Below are 19,076 nucleotides of genomic sequence, written 5' to 3'. Positions count from 1 at the left end.
TATTACTTCCTATCAAAATTATTATTACGATATACCATAAATCGTATTCCTCTATTCACATACCCCCATTCCGGAAAATAATCAAAACTAAAATCATTATTAATTCCAGAATAAGTCTCTTTGACCACATGTTGAACATAATCGTCACCGTATTTAGCAATCAGGCCACCAAAATAAATAGCCGCATCATATCCTTTATACGAAAAATCAGATGGTGCCACTTTAAATTTAGTCTTATATTTAAGATCAAATTTCCGGGTCTTTTCCGCCCCCTCATCAACCAATGTCGAGGTCGTCACGGTTAATTCATAACGATCTATATTAGCATAGTCTTCAAAAGAAAGTTTAGCCCAATTTGGATGACCGTACAATTTAAAAGCATAGCCCGATTCACTACTATGCACATCCATATTGGCTAGTAATGCTCTAATTTGGTTTCTATTTGTCGTACCACATACGATATGATTCGTTCCAGCTATCACTAAGTTATCATTTAACTCTGCTATAGAAGTAACAACTTTTATCTGTAGGCTTTTATTATAACCAAGAGCCTCTGAAACAAAATTATCCAAGAACTGCTTACTATCCGCATCTTGCACATTATATACCAATACCATATCACCATAAGCATATTCCTTTGAAACATACTTGGCCATGATTTCAGAATGCGCACGAATAGAAGGTGTCAACGACACTAAATTTGGGATACCAAATTCAGAAGCTAAAGTTGCCGCTAAAGGAGATATTTGTAAGATGCTTTTATTTTTAAAAGATTGTGAAAAAGCTTTAATCTCTTTTGGATAAACAGGTCCAACAATTAAACTTGCATTTTTAACAACATTCGATGTTGCTAATGATGAGTTTCTATAGTTATCATCTTCAGAATCAACCACCTGCAAATTAAATTTATTTCCCTGCTCACCTAATTCCTCTAAGCCAAGTTGAAAACCCTGATAAAAATCCAATGCTAATGCTGATCTTTTGACATCCTCTGCTGTAGGACGCATACCAGAGATACGGTTCAATTGAAAAGGTAAAAGAAGAGCAATAGATTTTTGTCTTTTAAGGCTTTCACTCGCTTTAGTAGCTTCGAGTTTTTTGGCTTCTTCTGCCTGTTTTGCAGCAGTTATTGCACCATTATTAGATGAAGTACTCTGCTCACCTTTACTAGAAGGTGAGCGAAGTACGCCTATTTTTTTTGTCGTACAGCTTGAAAGACTTAATGCCAATGCTACTGCAAGAACTATTTTATTCCCACTCAATCGTCGCTGGTGGTTTTGAACTGATATCATATACAACTCTATTAATTCCTTTAACGTGGTTGATAATTTCATTTGAAATTTTAGCCAACAAGTCATAAGGTAAGTGAATCCAATCTGCAGTCATGCCATCCAATGAACCTACAGCACGTAAACTAACCACATGCTCATAAGTACGTTCATCACCCATAACACCTACAGAACGAACAGGAAGAAAAATCGTGCCAGCTTGCCAAACTTTATCATACCATCCCGCTTCTTTCAAGTTACGGATAAAAATATCATCTGCTTCCTGAACAATACGAACGCGATCTTCTGTGATATCACCTAATATACGTATCGCTAATCCTGGACCCGGAAATGGATGTCTTCCCAAAATTGCAGGATCAACACCTAATGTTTTACCAACACGTCTGACCTCATCCTTAAATAAGGTTTTTAAAGGCTCTACCACTTTCAGCTTCATGAAATCAGGCAAACCACCCACATTATGATGTGATTTAATAGTTGCAGAAGGACCTTTTACCGATACCGATTCAATAATATCTGGATATATAGTACCTTGGCCCAACCATTTAGCCTCAACACCCTCAGGTAATTCTTTTTGAATTTCTTTTGCAGCCTCATCAAATACATCGATAAAAGAATTACCAATGATTTTACGTTTTTGTTCCGGATCAGAAATACCAGCTAAGCGACCAAAGAATAATTCTTTCGCGTTGATACCTTTAATATTAAGACCCATATTTTTGTATGAATCCAATACCTGCTCAAACTCACCTTTACGTAACAAACCATGATCCACAAATATACAGTGTAGGTTTTTTCCAATTGCTTGATGTAACAATACAGCAGCTACCGTAGAATCAACCCCACCTGACAGTGCCAATATTACATGGTCTTCACCTAATTCAGCTTTCAAAGAAGCAATACTAGTTTCAGCAAAAGCATCTGGAGTCCACTCTTGAGCACATCCACAGATTCCGACAACAAAGTTTTTTAATAAAACTACGCCATCAGTGCTATGCGTTACTTCAGGGTGAAATTGAATACCATAAGTTCGTGTTCCTAAAACATGATAAGCAGCAACACGAACTTTATCCGTACTAGCTATAATTTCAAAATTTGAAGGAACTTCTTTGATCGTATCACCATGTGACATCCATACTTGAGACTGAACGGGTACACCTGCTAATAATTCATTCTCAGCATTCACAAATTGCAAATTTGCACGCCCGTATTCACGGATCTCCGAAGGTAAGACCTCACCTCCTGATTTTTGAGCGATATATTGTGCACCATAACATACACCTAGCAAAGGAAAACGCTCTTGAATTGAATTAAAATCAATTTGAGGAGCATCCTCTTGTCTTACTGAATATGGACTTCCCGAAAGGATTACTCCTTTTACAGTCTCATCAAATTCAGGCAAGTTGTTGAAAGGATGAATTTCACAATATACGTTAAGTTCTCTTACACGACGCGCGATTAATTGCGTGTATTGCGAACCAAAGTCAAGAATTATAATTTTTTCTGGCATGGCGCAAAGTTACACATTAGATATGAATTTATAGAATGGAAATTTGACTTAAATCAACTCAAAATACGCAATTTGCTATAAAAAGCATCCATTTCTTTTATTCCAATAAAAATCAACTAGCTCATCAATTCTATCAAATTAATTTCAACACTTTTATAACTTAAAACCATACGCCGATAGATACTTTCATATTTAAAACAGTTTTCCCCATACAGATTTAAATTTCGATGTAAATCTGTAATCTCCTTTCTCAAGAATATCCAATAAATTTTTCGTTGCTGAGTAAGTAGTTTTCATTTTAATCGCTGTTATCACTTCCTCCGATTTAGCATCCTTACCGTCAAGATGATATAACACAACTAATCCAACTAATACATCTATTTCAGAAGGGTCCAGCGCATGCGCACGTTCAAACATTTCAATTGACTTTGGAATTTGATTGAGCTCAAATAAAGCATAAGCATAGTTACCCAGTATCATTCTTTGTTTTGGACTTTTTTGCAACACCAAGTCATAATATTCAGCTGCTTTTGCATAATTATTTAGCACATCGTAAGTCAATGCCAATCCAGCATAGATATCCAAATCAGAATTACCCAAACTAATCACTTTTAATAAATCATTTTGAGCGTCCTGATATTTCTTCAAATCAAATAAAACAGAATATCTATTCTCATAATAGACTGGATTATTGATGTCCAACTCAATAGCTCGATCCAAATCTTTCTTTGCTTGTAATAGCTTATCCATATCTTGAAAAATCAAACCTCTATTATTATAATACATAGCTGCTTTAGGAGAGTTTTCAATTGCTTTATCTAGAAGTTCAATAGCTCTTAAATTATTTTTTTGCCGTTGAAATGCTAAAGCACCATAAAAATAAACATCAGCTACAAATTGTGGTTCAGCCATCTCTTCCCCATTTTTCAGATTATTTTCAAAAAGTGTAAATACATTTATGAGTTCATCATCTTTACGCATCTCATTCAATAGCTTCAAATAGTTATTGTAATATCGCGCGTTATTTTTCTCCAACTGAAGCACGCGCTGATAATCCGATCTCGCCAATTCTGGCTTCAAATCAAAATAATACGTATTACCACGAATATCATAAAAAGTATGATTTTCAGGATCCAATGCTATTCCTGTAGTAGCTGTAGCAATAATATCAGCATTCCTTTTCAATCCAATTAAGATGTAGCATTTCACTTCATAATAAGCACTGATTGTTTGATCTTGATCAATAAGCTTATTGATCCGTTTTAAAGCTTCGTCATATTTGCCAGCCTTATAAAGATCCCATGCAACTTGATACGAGTCATCACGAGAAGAACCCGTTGTTTCCAAAGCCACATCCTCAACTTGTTTTACCTGCACAGCAGCACCTTCTTTCTCCTGCGCAACACTAACATGCCATATGCTCATTAGACCTATCAAAAGCAGTACATTGATTCCTTTCATCAGTTATAATATTCTTTAAAGATAATTTACAATAGTAAAATTAAGTTTGTTCACTTAGATTCCTGTTGTCGTAAGATGAAGTTGACCCGCTGATCGATATTTTAATTTTTCTTCAAAAAAGAAATAAGCCAGCAAATATGCTTTTCTCATCTTGACCTAATCCATATATAAACCCCAAATAAAGTAAAATGTTTCCTCATTTTTTAGTATCTCCATTTCTCAAATTATAAAATATTTAACAAAAAAAGCTTCATATCTTTCGATATGAAGCTTTTTAATCTTATAGTTTATATCAAACTAGCTGATAATTCCAGCCTTAATCAACTCCAATTCCATTTCTTGCTGCAATTTAAGCGCTTCTTCTCTTGCCTTTTCTGCAAAATCAAGACCCTTTGAAGCATAGATAATACCGCGGGTACTATTGACCAAAAGTCCACAATCCTTATTCATTCCATATTGACATACATCTTGCAATGATCCCCCTTGCGCGCCAACACCAGGAACCAATAAGAAATGATCAGGTGCATGCTCACGAATTGTAATAAATCCTTCTCCTCGCGTTGCCCCAACGACATACATCAGATTCTCAATCGTTCCCCATGTATTTACCTTATCAATAACCTGTTCAAACAACTGCAATCCCGAAATATTTTGAAAATTCTGAAAATCCAAACTTCCTTCATTAGATGTTAAGGCAAGCACAATCGCCCATTTTCCATCAAAATCTAAAAATGGAGTAACAGAATCTTTTCCCATGTAGGGTGCAATAGTGATCGAGTCAAACCCCAAACCCGATTGTTTTTCATCAAAAAACGCTTGCGCATACATTTTCGACGTATTTCCAATATCACCTCGCTTCGCATCCGCTATGCTTAGGCAATCTTTAGGAAGTGCTGCCCAAGTTTTCTGCAAAGATTGCCATCCTTTTATTCCATAGCTCTCGTAAAATGCAATATTAGGCTTATAAGCAACACATAAATCTGCTGTAGCATCAATGATAGCTTTATTAAACGCGTAGATTGGATCCTCTTCTGCTAAAAGATGTTCAGGTATTTTAGTAATATCTGTATCTAAACCAACGCAAAGAAATGATTTTTTTATTTTGATCTGTTGAATAAGTTCTGCTCTTGTCATACTTGTTATTCTGTACTTATTTTTTTGTTAATTCGATTATAAAATCAGATACTTCTTTACGAGAATAATCTGCTAAACCTTCATGTTTAGTTTCAATTTCACCGTTCTTATTGATGATCAATGTGGTCGGAATAGAACCCCCTAACCATTCTTTTGGAATTGCAGAATTTGGATAGTAAACCGGCAAATTCAATTGTTTACCCTTCATAAAAGTATTCGCCTTTTCAGACTCCCCCTCAATCTCCACGATAAGGAATACAACATCCTTATTATCTTTTAATCGCTCATATAAAGTCGCAATAGATGGCATCTCAGCGATACAAGGCGGGCACCATGTAGCCCAAAAGTTGATAAAAACCACTTTACCTCTAAGATCATCCATTTGAACAACTTCTCCCTGATCATTCTTAAAAGAAATATTGTGATCCGTAGCGATAAAAGCTTGCGAATCTGATTCCTTAGGTTTTTCCAAAGAAGGCTTAAATAAACCGATACGCATCAATCCCTGTTGAAAATATGCACGACTTGTAGGCCAAAGCAATAAAAGAATGACCACAACAAAGATCGAATTGAATACTATTTTTTTAGTTTTTGGATTCATGAATGATATACTTAGGAATCAAATTTTTCTAATTGCTTAAGCAATGTGGCGAAATCTTTTGGATAAGGTGCCTCAAATTCAAACCTCTTTCCATCAATCGTAAAATCAACATATCGCGAATGCAATGCAAAGCGTTTCATAATCGGTTGCTCCTCTTCATTTTTAGACAATGAAAATCCTCGTTTTTTAACCTGTGATAAATAAACAGGCTTTCCATGGTACATATCATCACCAACAATAGCAGCTTTTTGGGTCGCTAAGTGTATACGAATTTGATGCATACGACCAGTGATTGGCTTACACTCTACTAAAGTATAATGATTAAAATAACGAATAGAATTAAAAATTGTAGTTGCAGCTTTTCCCTTAGCACGATCTATAGATACATTTTTACTTCCTTGATTCAAAATTGGTAATTCAACCTTCAAATCTGTAAACGTATGTGTTCCCGCGATAATGGCATGATATACTTTATTGACACGACGTCTTTCAAATTCAATAGAGACGGCACGGTAAGTCTCTGGATTTTTAGCAATAAGTAATAATCCCGAAGTTTCCTTGTCCAATCGGTGACAAATTTGAGCATCAGCAAAATATTTTTTTGCTAAGCGTAAAATATTGATCTCCCCCCCTTCGCGTTCGTCCAAGGAAGCGATAAACGGTGGTTTGTTGATAACAATTAAATTATCATCTTCAAAAACAATAAGATCGGAAAATTTCGGAAATTTAAATAAGCGAGTTTCGTTTTCTCTCATGGCACAAAAATAGTAAAATCAAAGCAATTTAGTCCCCTAATTACTAAACTATCATTTTAATATCAATAATTAATGACCTTAATTCAACGAATTTCTCTAATTTTGATTAAATTAAAATAAATCAGTAATGTCTGTAAATAAAGAAGTAAAACGTATTACAACAGTACAAGTACAGGAGATGAAGCAGCGCAATGAAAAAATTGCCATGTTAACCGGTTATGATTTCACTATGGCTAGGGCACTAGACCAAGGCGGAATCGACATCATTTTAGTAGGAGATTCAGCGGCAAACGTTTTTGCGGGTTACGAAACAACGCTTCCCATTACTTTAGATCACATGATCTACCATGCAGCATCTGTGGTACGTGGTACAAACAGAGCCATGGTTTTAGTCGACCTTCCATTTGGCGTATATCAAGGTAGTGTTGAACAAGCGTATTTATCGGCAGTACGTGTGATGAAAGAATCTGGAGCACATGCCCTGAAGTTAGAAGGCGGTCTAGAAATCATTGACAACATTAAAAAAATTATAAATGCAGGAATTCCTGTCTGTGGTCATTTGGGACTAACTCCACAAGCAATCAATAAATTTGGAAATTTTGGTGTTCGCGCTAAAGAAGAACATGAAGCTGAAAAACTAAAAGCAGATGCACTAGCACTACAAGAAGCGGGTTGCTTTGCAATTGTACTCGAAAAAATACCTGCTGCATTAGCCGCAGAAGTAAGTGCTTCGCTGCACATCCCAACAATAGGTATTGGCGCGGGAAATCAATGTGACGGACAGGTATTAGTCGTCAATGATATGCTTGGGCTGACAGATGGGTTTAAACCTAAATTCTTAAGACAGTATGCACAGCTTTATCAAGAAATAACTGGAGCTGTAGGACAGTATGTTGCTGATGTCAAATCAGTCGATTATCCCAATCAAAACGAACAATATTAACCGATAGCTGTCATGACCAAAATTATTTTAATAGCCGGACTTATATTATTTTTATTATACTACATCAGTAAAAAGTTGTCAGCATCATTTACTGCAAGTAATAGTCCAGCTATTATTGTCAAAAATGGTTATCAAAAAATCGATACTTCCAAAGTCATCATTGCCGACACATCTCAAAAAGTGATGAAAAATGTAGGCATTGGCGCCATCTTACTAATTATCATGCTTGCATTGATCATCAAAGTCAAGCTACTGCTGTTCTTGCTGCCGATCTCAATCTATATGATGGGCTACTTATTTCTATTTAAAAATCATTTAAAGAAGACAACAAGTCAGGTCATTTGGTACAATAAACAAACAGCAGATGTTATGATTGAATCTCTTACAGAGAAGACCTATCGCTTTAATTTGCTTAGCGATGTCCAAGCTGTTCAACAGATCGAGTCAATTCAAAATACAAAAGGATTATTGTTTGGATATTTTAGAATCAAAACCAAGGAAGAGATTATTGAAATTCCTTATCTGGTATATCAAAATAATCCGAGCAATCAGGACTTTTTCAGTTCATTAAAAAGCAATTATAAGATTGATCTACAGAAAAAGATATTCCCGATCATTTAATTCAACGATTTACATATGCTGCAGAATAGAATAAAAAGAAGACAGCAATAAATCGCTGAGATTAGGTATAAAAAAGGCTTCTATCCACTCAGATAGAAGCCTCTTTTATACCAGAACAATACCGTTAAAAGTCATCTTCAATAATCTCAGCCACACGACCGATCTGACCGTCCATCAAACGGACTTTAATTCCTCTATGATGATACGGGGCTGAAGTTAATAAATCTTTTACGATACCTTCTGTAAGCTCTCCAGAACGTTGATCTTTTTTCAAGATAATATTAACCAACATACCTGGTTTAATCGTTGCTCTTGTTTTTCCATCCATAATACAAATATCAAAAAATAAACAAGGTCTTACAAATGAAGTAAGACCTTGTTTCATTAAGTTTATGATATGCTATTTAAATAATTTAAAAATATCATTACCGAAAATAAACACCATCAAAGCGAGTAGGATAAAAAATCCAACCATTTGTGCTTTTTCCAAGAATTTCTCACTTAACGGTTTTCCTTGTATCATTTCTATTAATAAGAAAACAACATGACCACCATCTAAAGCTGGAATAGGTAATAAATTCATAAATGCCAGAGCCATTGACAGCATACCTACCAGTGACCAAAAACGCACCCAATCCACTTCAGTACCAAATAACTGTGCGATTCCTACAGGACCTGAAAGCGCCTTATCAGCACGAATCTCACCTTTAAATATTTTACCAAATCCTTTTGCATTATCGGTAATCACCGTAAATGCTTTCTTTGCACCCATTGGCAAAGATTCCATCAAACTATAATGAATGGTAAACGTTTTAATCGTTTGATCACGATTGACATTAAAACCTAAAATGGCATCCTTTGGAACTACGCCTTTTAAAGCTTGTTCTTGACCATTACGTACGATTTTCAATTCAATTGGTTTACCAATTTTACTATTCAGCTGATCTTTAAACTGGTCAAAAAACAAAATTGGAGTTTGATCAACTGCGATGATACTATCACCTTTAATCAAGCCCATTTTTACAGCTTCAGAACCCGGTTGAATACCAGCAACAGCTGTCATTTTCGTACGAGGTTCGATAAATTTCTCATCCTTTTTATCAGCAATAGTATTTAAAATATCAGCAGGGACGTGAATTTTAGTATGAACACCTGCACGCTCAACCGTAAGATCAACACCACCCATTAATAACTTAGAACTGATTAAATCCGAATAATTTACAATTTTAACACCATCAATAGCCATGATACGGTCTCCCGCCTGTAAGCCGATTGATTTACCAATTTCCCCCGGAACAATCCCATTCACCAGTTGATCGTTTTTAATATCCGTGGTTCCCATTTTGAATGTCAACATCCAAAAAACTACAACACCCACAACTACATTCACTATAATACCGCCCAACATGACGATCAAGCGTTGCCAAGCTGGTTTTGAACGAAATTCCCATTCCTCAGGTTCACCTTTTAATTGTTCAGTATCCATGGACTCATCGATCATACCTGCGATCTTGACATATCCTCCCAAAGGCAACCAACCTATACCATACTCACAGTCTTTATATTTGAATTTGAATAATTTGACACCCCATGCATCAAAAAACAAATAAAACTTCTCTACTTTGATTCCAAAAGCTCGAGCCGCTAAAAAATGGCCTAACTCATGCAATACGATTAAAATTGACAAGCCTAAAATGACTTGTGCCACCATAATTAAAACACCCATGTATCTCCTTCTATAATTTTACTTAATTGATTATTTCTTCTGCGATTCTCCTCGCAGCATAATCGCACTCAATATAGTCATCTAGACTTGGTCTCGCAAGATAATTTACTTTTTCCAATACCGTCTCGATCACATCGCTCATGCCTAAGAAACTGATCTTATCCTTTAAAAATGCATCCACGACGATTTCATTAGCTGCATTTAACACACAAGAACGATTACCGCCCTTTCGCAATGAATCATAAGCCAATGCCAAATTTCGGAAGGTATGTAAATCAGGTTTTTCAAAAGTCAATTGCGGATAGTCCAGAAAGTTAAAACGTTCAAAATTATTTTCCAAACGAAGTGGATAAGACAATGCATATTGTATCGGCAATTTCATATCTGGTACCCCGAGCTGCGCTTTTATCGACCCATCTTGAAACTGAACAAGAGAATGCACAATAGACTGTGGATGTACAATGACATCAACCTGATCAACTTCCAAATCAAAAAGCCATTTTGCTTCTATGACCTCCAAGCCTTTATTCATTAAAGAAGCCGAATCAATAGTGATCTTAGCGCCCATCACCCAATTTGGATGTTTTAAGGCATGCTCCTTAGTTACTGAGGCCAACAAAGACCGGTCTTTCCCCCGAAACGGACCACCAGAAGCCGTGATATAGATCTTTTCAATCGGATTAGCGTCCTCTCCCACCAAGCATTGAAAGATCGCCGAATGCTCCGAATCAACCGGCAGCATCTTCACCTGATGTTTTAAGGCTAAACCCATCACCAGCTCTCCGGCAACCACTAAAGTCTCTTTATTTGCAAGTGCTATATCTTTACCATTTTCTATTGCTTTAATGGTAGGTCTTAGACCTGCCGCACCAACAATAGCATTCAAAACAACATCGATCTGTTCAATCTGTACAACGTCCTCCAAAGCTTGCACACCCGAGTAAACAGCGATAGCAGTATGACCTAATTTTGCTTTAACAAATTCGAACTGTGTTTCATCAATAATCACTACAGCCTGAGGTAGAAATTCAAGCGCCTGCGCCACTAATAAATGAGCATTAGAACCACAAGTCAATACAACTACTTCAAAACGATCAGGAAAAGCCCGCACCACATCTAAGGTTTGTGTACCTATACTACCCGTTGAACCTAAAACAGCTATTCCTTTTTTATTCAAAATCAATTTTTTTTATTAAAATATATTACTTAAGATACTAGGATCTTCACTTCCTTTATATTCCTGAACCATATCTCGGTACGCAACAGTATACACAACCGATGTTAGTGGAATAATCAAAAAGGAATTTATCAAACTAAATATGATCGCCATAATCGAATACTCCATATACACCCAATAAATATTCAGTACACTTACAAAAGTCAAACTCAACAAAATTAAAAATAGACGAACAACATTTCCTTTTGTAATCGCCAAGCTCCAACGCAATGACTTAGTTACATTAGTTCCTTTATCAATGATAAAAAAGGGGAAAAAAGAAATTCGAAGCAAAATAAAGAATGATAAGATCGCAGCGACATTAGGTACAATCTCAAAAGAAACGACCTCAGTATCAATCCCCATATAGATAAGTGGAAAACAAACAATCATGGCAACGACAAGAATCAATAAAGAAGCTAACGTAAACAACACGATACCACCTAAAAAGATAAATAATTCTGACCAAGAAGGCCAAGTTTTGACAACCCCTACATGTTCCTTATGATCCAATAAATTCAAAATATACTTAAAAAGAAACAGCTGCAGACCTAATAAAGTAACAGCAAATAATAACATTAAAGGAATCTTGATAAGAATACTTGACATCTCTAAATAAAATGTCAATTCATGCGCAACGACAAACAATAAAAAAATAGACAACAGCAATCCTCCTATAGAGAAATAATGCCCCTTAAGTATGTGAATTGACTTGCTTAAAACTTCATTAACAGCAAAAGTGCTCTCCTTGAGAAACTGAATCATCGAAATAAAAATAAATTACACAAAGATGAAATAATTTTTGGTTATCAACAATTTAACACATCAATATTTCATCTTTTTTTAAAGATAAAGAACTCTAAATCAAAAAAGCCTTCTCAAAATAATATTTGAGAAGGCTTTTCTTATCACTACCGCTCTATTTGAAGTCTTTTGGAACTGGTTTTTCCAATAAATATTGATAGTAAAAACGAACACGTTCTTTAAAATCATAAGCATTTTTTGATCTTTCAAAACCATGGCGACTACCTGGGTAGATCATCAACTCAAACGGTACCGAACGATCCGTTAAGGCATCTACCAGTTGTGTCGTATTTTGCAAATGAACATTGTCATCCATGTCTCCATGCATGATGCGTAAAACACCTTTGTAGTTGTCGGTATAAGTCAATACCGATCCCTTTTTATACCCTTCAGGATTATCTTGAGGGGTATCCATCCATCTTTCAGTATAGTGCGTATCATACAGCTCCCATGAAGTAACTGGGGCTCCTGCAATACCAAAATCAAAAACGTTCGCGGCCTTGGTTAATGCCAAACAGGTCATATAACCACCATAACTATGTCCCGTTATTAAAAATTTATGCTTAGCCACATAAGGCTTTGCCTTAAACCACTTTGCAATGGTAGAATAATCGATTATTTCCCAATGGCCTAAGTTTCGGTGCATCAAAGCCACCCCCTTCTTTCCAAACTGTCCAGAAGCACGGTGATCTGCAGAAACCTGAATAATACCTTCATTAGCCCAATATTGGCTTCGTGTTCCTTTCCATGTATCCTTCACTGTACCTGCATCAGGACCTCCATAGATACTAAAAATAACAGGATACTCTTTTGTCTCATCAAAATCAGTCGGATAAGTAACCACTACCGGTAAATCATACTGACCATCATCAGACTTGATCGTGAAGTACTTAGTTGCACCAAATTTATAAGAATTAAAATCAGAAGATTTACTATCGGCAAGCTCTTTCACGATCTGACCTTTATTATCCACCAAAGCAATCCTGTTTGGAGTACTTACATTCGAGTAATTCGTAATAAAATAGCGTCCATCAGGAGAAATCTTCACATCATGAGAATAGTCACCAAATGTTAAACGCTTCATGTTTTCACCCGAAAAATCAACACGGTATAAATCATATCGAGCAGAGTTTTCTTTACGAGCCATAAAATAAACCACTTTTGCTTTTTCATCGATATATTCCAATGAAGTCACCTGCCAATCACCTGCTGTAATCGGATTTAATAGTTTACCACCTAAAGTGTATAAGTAATAATGTGCCCAGCCCGTTTTATCCGATTTTAATATATAATGCTTATTATCTTCCAAATAAGTAATCCGCTCATCATGATCCAAATTAATCCATGAAGACTGTTTTTCATCGTAAATTTCTTTCTTGGCGCCAGAATTAGGATCTACTTGATAAAATTTCAAATTATTCTGGTCACGATTCATCCATTGGACCATAATATTTTTACTATCAAAACTCCAATACGGTTGACCAAAATATTGATCATCTTTCTCATTAAAATCAGACCATATCACTTCACCACCAGTAGCATTCACAATTCCGACTTTCACTTCAGGATTGGGATCACCAGCTTTCGGATAGCGCGTCTCTTCTAGATACCCATGCTGACCTTTGGACACATAAATTGGAAACATCGGCACTTTAGTATCGTCAAAGCGCATAAAGGCTAGTTTCTTACTGTCTGGAGACCACCAAAAAGCCTTATAATTGGTCGATCTACCTAATATTTCCTCATAATATACCCAAGATGACCAACCATTATAAATAACATCAGTCCCATCATTCGTATAGCGAATTTCTTTCCCCGACACTAAATCAATAGCATACAAATCGCTTTTTCGTGTAAATGCGACCAGCTTACCATCTGGTGAAAGGGTTGGATTTTGCTCAGCAATATCCGGAGAGCTTGTCAATTGCTTTGCAGCTTGATTACCGTCCTGAATAAAAATATCATTTTTTGAAATGTACACTTTCACAGAAGATTTAGCCGGCACAACATGCAATTCACGTTTACCGCTTTTTAAATCCACTTGATACACTTTGCCATCCTGCGCATCCCGCTCCAAATAAGCCGTATTATTTGCCCAACCTGGATAGCCATTGATACTTTGTGTTAATGAATTTCGATTTCCCCAAGATTGATCAAAATCCAATCGTTTTTGTTGCGCTTGAACTGAAGATTCTGATACCAGAATAAAAGCCGTAAGACTCAGCGCGGTAATTAATTTACTCATTTAAATATGAAGATTATCTAAGTTTGACCACTAAGATAGGAAATTGACCCTATTTACAAGAAATTTAAGTTGTAACAAGCTGAATAGACAAATAAAATTTACATATCCTCAAACAGCGATAATTGATAGCCCTCAAAACGTTCGATTTTTTCATCTTGAAAATTTGAAATCGAAATCCCCATCAATCGAACCTTTTTATCAAGCTCCAACTTAATGAGCAAAGCAAGTGCAACTTGATACATATCTTCTTGATTAGAAAATATTTGTAAGATTGAAATGCTTCGAGTTAATACCGTGAAGTCAGCATATTTCACTTTCAACGTTAAGGTTCTCCCCCGTTTGTCCCCTTTTTCAAGACGACCATAAAGACGGGTGTTCAGATCATGTAAAATAGATTTAAGCTCCTCCAATTGTTCAATATCATGCGAAAAAGTATCTTCAATACCAATAGATTTACGAATACGATTAGGAACAACAGCACGATCGTCAATTCCCCTCACAATCTGATAGAAAAAATCACCCGATTTTCCAAACCAACGAATCAAATCAGCATGGGACTGCTTCTTAAGATCCATACCTTTAAAAATTCCCAACGAGCGCATTTTATTAGCAGTCACCTTTCCAACACCAAAAAACTTTTCAACAGGAAGCTCCTCCATAAATGACAATATTTTTGAAGGACCTATAAAAGTCAGCCCATCGGGCTTGTTCATATCTGAAGCTATTTTAGCAATAAACTTATTAACAGATACACCAGCCGATACAGTAAGGTTAAGCTCAGACTTTATTTCTCGTTTGATTCGCCTCGCTATTTCCAAAGCTGATCCGATCTGCTGTTTATCATCAGAAACATCCAAAAATGCTTCGTCCAAAGATAGTGGCTCCACCAAATCTGTATAACGATTAAAAATAGTGCGAATGTGATCTGACACCTGCTTATAAACATCAAATCTAGGTTTGGTAAATATAATATGAGGACATAATTTGAGCGCCTGTATAGAAGACATGGCAGATTTAACCCCATATTTTCGAGCCTCATAACTCGCTGCAGCAACTACCCCACGACCGTCAGGAGATCCACCGACAGCGATTGGCTTACCCCTTAAATCTTCAAAATCACGTTGATCGACAGAAGCAAAAAAAGCATCCATATCCAGATGAATAATTTTTCTCTTTTTATCTGTTATTGTCTCCATCATCAATTTCTAATTATACAAATTTATAGAATAATATATAGAGATGCTCCTTTATTGAAATTTTAAAATCCATAAACAAACTCAAAAAACATCCTATTTATACTTATGGTTATTGTAATTTTTTTCTGAGTAAGCTCCGCTATAGCTAAAAAACAGGTGCAATAGTCGTATTAAAAATTGGAAAGTAGATCGATCCACCAGCATAATAAGAAATGGCCGTTTAGACATTTCAAATAGCAATCACAAAGAATAGAAAAAAGATTAATTTTGAATAGATATCCAAATAATGATATTGCCCATCCAAACAAATTTACCTAAGTTTATACTAAAATTAAACTCAAATATGACTAATTCAATCGATACGCAACAAAAGAAAGGTGGTTTCAAAAAATTCATAATGATCGCCATCCTAGTCATTTTAGCCCTTGGAGCAAGTATTACATACTATAAATACTTTTTCGTTTTTGGCGAAGGAGTTAAATCAGGCTATTTAAACTTCGCTGTAAAAAAGGGAAATGTGTTTAAAACCTACGAAGGCAAACTGATACAAGAGGGTTTCGGACAGATGAAAGCAGGCGGTGTAGCCAGCAATCAATTTGAATTCTCCATTCAAGATGAAGCTATATTTAAGCAACTCGAAACAAATAGTGGTAAGTTTTTCGATTTACACTACAAGGAATATCATGGCGTATTGCCTTGGAGAGGAAATACGGTCTATGTTGTCGATAAAGTCATTAACATGAAATAAGAAAAAGCTGCCTCCTACGCTTCTGACCAGCGCATGAGACAGCTTTTTAGTAATACCCCTATATATTTCAACACGCTCCCAGTATCATCACATATACTTTGAACAAAGGTACTTTGATCCTCCTGAGTATATCACAGAAAAATTTTCATAAAAAATCTGGTTTACGCTAAGGTAAAGATATCCGGTCTTTTCTCTATCATCTACTGCAAAATACTGCGATACGAGTAGGCAGCAACTTCAATATATCTTACATCTATATGTATGGACCAAAAATAGTGATATCATGGTGAAAACACCATAAACTCGGACTGAACACGGACTCAACACGGACTCAACACGGATTTACGGTGTATATGATCAGATTATAACCTACATTTCATCTGGATCAGACTCAAATTACCCATAGACACCAGCTATACTTAGTCACAAGCTAACAAGAATAAAAACTGGCTTTATTTAGCTTGAACAATGTTTTTTAAAGATTTAAAAAGAAATGCTCCATCTGCTCAAGCGATAGATGAGCATAAACTCGCCACATGAACGAACGGGTAATATTCAAACACAGAGTCCGAGTCAAAAAACCGAATCATCATATCCATCAGGTTAATTTATCCTCATCGTTCTTACAATAACATGTCCACAAGTAATCAAAAACTTAAATACACACTGAAGATGTAATATTAAAAAACGGAGACTTTTTATTTTATCAATTTATATTCCATTAAAATAGTCAAGTCTTCGGTCAAAGATATATCCAAGGATACATTGACAATATAAATTAGGTAAGAATTATAAACGAAAAAATATAGGTTTTTGATTTCTAAAATATCCCACCGCTCGCTCAGGAGCAGGGACCAGCATACTCACAAAAAAAGAGTACGGCCACCGCATGAGACTGACAGCCCGGATATGGTGACTGTGGCAGTCTAGCAACATCGCCGATATCCTGCAACAAGATGATTATTTATTAGAATTTGTTTTCACAAAAGTAATCGTGAGATTTCGCAAATCTCGGAATCGGTTACAACCCTTTGTAACCGAAAGGTTGTAAGACCGAAGACTGCGGCAATAAGCTCATTTGTTGCATTAAAAATCAAATGATTGTACAGAGTATCGTAGCGTACGCTTATAACGGCACGGAGATTGAATTGAAAACAGCCCTTTTGGACAAATTATTTTTCTATGCTACTACTAAAAAGGAGCATCATCAGGCATGTCGTTCATACGCGAAGGCATCGTGATACCACCTGTCATACCGCCGGTATCACCACCACTAAACATGGCGGAAGGATTCATTGCTGGCGAACTGAATGATGTCGGATTATTAAATCCATCAGCAGCACCCATCCCTGTAAATTCATCTTCTAAATCCACAAACTTCACGTATTTACCAATAAAGCGGAGCGGTACAATACCCGTCTCACCATTACGGTGCTTCGCAATAATAACCTCTCCCACACCAGCAGTAGATCGGCCTTCCTCATCCTCTGTCATACCATAATATTCTGGACGATATAAAAACAATACCATATCCGCATCCTGCTCAATAGATCCAGATTCACGTAAATCGGAAAGCATTGGTCGTTTTGAATTTCCCGGACGAGACTCTACAGCACGGCTCAATTGGGATAAAGCTAATACCGGAACATTCAATTCTTTAGCCACAGATTTCAACGCCCTTGAAATACTACCAATCTCTTGCTCACGGTTACCACCACCTTTACCCTCAGCCTTACCATGCATAAGTTGCAAGTAATCGACGATCACCATTTGAATATCATGTTGCGCTTTCAAACGTCTACATTTTGCTCTAAATTCAAACACATTTAATGCGGGAGTATCATCGATGATTAAAGGAGCCTCAGTCAAACGTCCAATCCTTGAATGCAATTGTTGCCATTCATGATCAGCTAAATTACCTTTCTTTAATTTTTCTTGTTCGATTTCAGTTTCACCAGCGATCAAACGATTCACCAATTGCACAGATGACATCTCCAGCGAGAACACCACGACAGGTTTTTGATGATCAACCGCAGCATTGCGTGCTACAGATAATACAAAGGCCGTCTTTCCCATTGCAGGACGAGCAGCGATAATGACCAAATCTGATGGTTGCCAACCTGAAGTCATACGATCTAAGGCGGTCAATCCAGAAGGCACACCAGTCAATCCATCTGTACGATCACGCAACAACTCCAAATTAGAGATCGCTTCACGCATGATATCATCCATTTTACGAGAATCTCTTCTTAAATTGTTTTGAGCAATATCAAATAAACTCTTCTCTGCATGGTCTAATAAATCAAATATATCTGACGTTTCATCATACGAACTATTGATAATTTCGGTAGAAACTTTAATCAGTTCACGTTGAATATATTTTTGCGAGATAATACGCGCATGAAATTCAATATTTGCAGCAGAAACTACGCGATCTGTTAATTGTGTAATATAATATGCACCACCCACCATTTCCAAAGCTCCCATCTTTCGAAGTTCGGCGGTCACAGTAAGCAAATCAATAGGCGAAGTTTTTTGGAAGAGATTAAAAATAGCTTCGAAAATCTTCTGGTGCGAATCTTTATAAAAAGAATCCGGTTTAAGAATATCAATGACCTCACTTAGCGCATTTTTCTCCAACATCAAAGCCCCTAGGACAGCTTCCTCCAAATCCAAAGCTTGAGGCGGCAGTTTGCCAAGTCCGCTAACTAAGTTGTTGAGTTTAGTCCTACGCTCTCCGAAATTGGTTTTCTTACCAGTTCCAGCATTATTATCTTCAAAATTATTATCGTTACTCATCTTTATGTGATATCCAAAAACTTGTGCA

General features: G+C 36.3%; 16 protein-coding genes. 3 read left to right on the top strand and 13 right to left on the bottom strand.

The features are described 5' to 3' along the window. Positions 1 to 2 precede the first annotated feature (2 nt). The 6 genes from AC06G9_RS07580 to AC06G9_RS07555 all read right to left on the bottom strand — a co-directional run bounded on the left by AC06G9_RS07580 (position 3) and on the right by AC06G9_RS07555 (position 6,750). Entirely contained in the window at positions 3 to 1,292 is a 1,290-nt protein-coding gene (locus tag AC06G9_RS07580) for an ABC transporter substrate-binding protein (protein ID WP_248754207.1), read from the bottom strand. Next, a complete protein-coding gene (gene guaA / locus AC06G9_RS07575) occupies positions 1,249 to 2,799 on the bottom strand; it encodes a glutamine-hydrolyzing GMP synthase (protein ID WP_346575355.1) in 1,551 nt (516 codons plus the stop codon). Before guaA ends, AC06G9_RS07580 begins: the two co-directional genes overlap by 44 nt. Positions 2,800 to 2,991: 192 nt before the next feature. Continuing rightward, positions 2,992 to 4,260, bottom strand: a complete 1,269-nt coding sequence (locus AC06G9_RS07570; RefSeq protein WP_480957812.1) for a tetratricopeptide repeat protein — start codon at positions 4,258 to 4,260, stop codon at positions 2,992 to 2,994. Between the two features lie 297 nt (positions 4,261 to 4,557). After that, on the bottom strand, positions 4,558 to 5,394 hold the full coding sequence (gene pyrF, locus AC06G9_RS07565; RefSeq protein WP_045752824.1) for an orotidine-5'-phosphate decarboxylase: 837 nt from the start codon (positions 5,392 to 5,394) through the stop codon (positions 4,558 to 4,560). A 16-nt stretch (positions 5,395 to 5,410) separates the two neighbouring features. Then, positions 5,411 to 5,995 carry a TlpA family protein disulfide reductase gene (locus AC06G9_RS07560; RefSeq protein ID WP_045752825.1) on the bottom strand — a complete coding sequence of 195 codons (585 nt, stop codon included), beginning with the start codon at positions 5,993 to 5,995 and terminating at the stop codon, positions 5,411 to 5,413. 11 nt (positions 5,996 to 6,006) lie between these two features. Next, positions 6,007 to 6,750 carry an RluA family pseudouridine synthase gene (locus AC06G9_RS07555; protein ID WP_045752826.1) on the bottom strand — a complete coding sequence of 248 codons (744 nt, stop codon included), beginning with the start codon at positions 6,748 to 6,750 and terminating at the stop codon, positions 6,007 to 6,009. 127 nt (positions 6,751 to 6,877) lie between these two features. Here AC06G9_RS07555 and panB point away from each other — a divergent pair, with 127 nt between their 5' ends. Both panB and AC06G9_RS07545 read left to right on the top strand, forming a co-directional pair. Then, positions 6,878 to 7,693, top strand: a complete 816-nt coding sequence (panB, locus tag AC06G9_RS07550) for a 3-methyl-2-oxobutanoate hydroxymethyltransferase (protein ID WP_045752827.1) — start codon at positions 6,878 to 6,880, stop codon at positions 7,691 to 7,693. Between the two features lie 12 nt (positions 7,694 to 7,705). Beyond that, complete coding sequence (locus AC06G9_RS07545) at positions 7,706 to 8,314, top strand: hypothetical protein (RefSeq protein ID WP_045752828.1); 609 nt, start codon at positions 7,706 to 7,708, stop codon at positions 8,312 to 8,314. Positions 8,315 to 8,438: 124 nt separating this feature from the next. Here AC06G9_RS07545 and AC06G9_RS07540 read toward each other — a convergent pair whose 3' ends face one another. The 6 genes from AC06G9_RS07540 to dinB form a co-directional block, all read right to left on the bottom strand. Then, entirely contained in the window at positions 8,439 to 8,642 is a 204-nt protein-coding gene (locus AC06G9_RS07540) for a YwbE family protein (RefSeq protein WP_038697238.1), read from the bottom strand. Positions 8,643 to 8,714: 72 nt separating this feature from the next. Continuing rightward, positions 8,715 to 10,040: an RIP metalloprotease RseP gene (gene rseP / locus AC06G9_RS07535; RefSeq protein WP_045752829.1), complete on the bottom strand. Its 1,326-nt coding sequence runs from the start codon at positions 10,038 to 10,040 to the stop codon at positions 8,715 to 8,717. A 22-nt stretch (positions 10,041 to 10,062) separates the two neighbouring features. Then, a complete protein-coding gene (locus tag AC06G9_RS07530; protein ID WP_248754211.1) occupies positions 10,063 to 11,217 on the bottom strand; it encodes a 1-deoxy-D-xylulose-5-phosphate reductoisomerase in 1,155 nt (384 codons plus the stop codon). A gap of 15 nt (positions 11,218 to 11,232) precedes the next feature. Further along, entirely contained in the window at positions 11,233 to 12,021 is a 789-nt protein-coding gene (locus AC06G9_RS07525) for a beta-carotene 15,15'-monooxygenase (protein WP_248754212.1), read from the bottom strand. 154 nt (positions 12,022 to 12,175) lie between these two features. Next, positions 12,176 to 14,305, bottom strand: coding sequence for a S9 family peptidase (locus AC06G9_RS07520; RefSeq protein WP_480957811.1), 2,130 nt, complete (start codon positions 14,303 to 14,305; stop codon positions 12,176 to 12,178). A 98-nt stretch (positions 14,306 to 14,403) separates the two neighbouring features. Further along, positions 14,404 to 15,504 carry a DNA polymerase IV gene (dinB, locus tag AC06G9_RS07515; RefSeq protein WP_480957810.1) on the bottom strand — a complete coding sequence of 367 codons (1,101 nt, stop codon included), beginning with the start codon at positions 15,502 to 15,504 and terminating at the stop codon, positions 14,404 to 14,406. Between the two features lie 340 nt (positions 15,505 to 15,844). Between dinB and AC06G9_RS07510 the strand changes: the two genes are divergently transcribed. Further along, the gene (locus tag AC06G9_RS07510; protein ID WP_045755296.1) at positions 15,845 to 16,249 is read left to right on the top strand and encodes a flagellar basal body-associated FliL family protein; all 405 of its coding nucleotides are present in this window, start codon (positions 15,845 to 15,847) and stop codon (positions 16,247 to 16,249) included. Positions 16,250 to 17,440: 1,191 nt separating this feature from the next. On the opposite strand, the gene dnaB is transcribed toward AC06G9_RS07510, so the two are convergent. Continuing rightward, on the bottom strand, positions 17,441 to 19,048 hold the full coding sequence (dnaB, locus tag AC06G9_RS07505) for a replicative DNA helicase (protein WP_045752833.1): 1,608 nt from the start codon (positions 19,046 to 19,048) through the stop codon (positions 17,441 to 17,443). Between the last annotated feature and the right edge of the window lie 28 nt (positions 19,049 to 19,076).

The organism is Sphingobacterium sp. MAE (assembly GCF_056711605.1).
The sequence above is the reverse complement of the archived record's forward strand: the minus strand, read 5'-3'. Positions and strand labels throughout refer to the sequence as shown.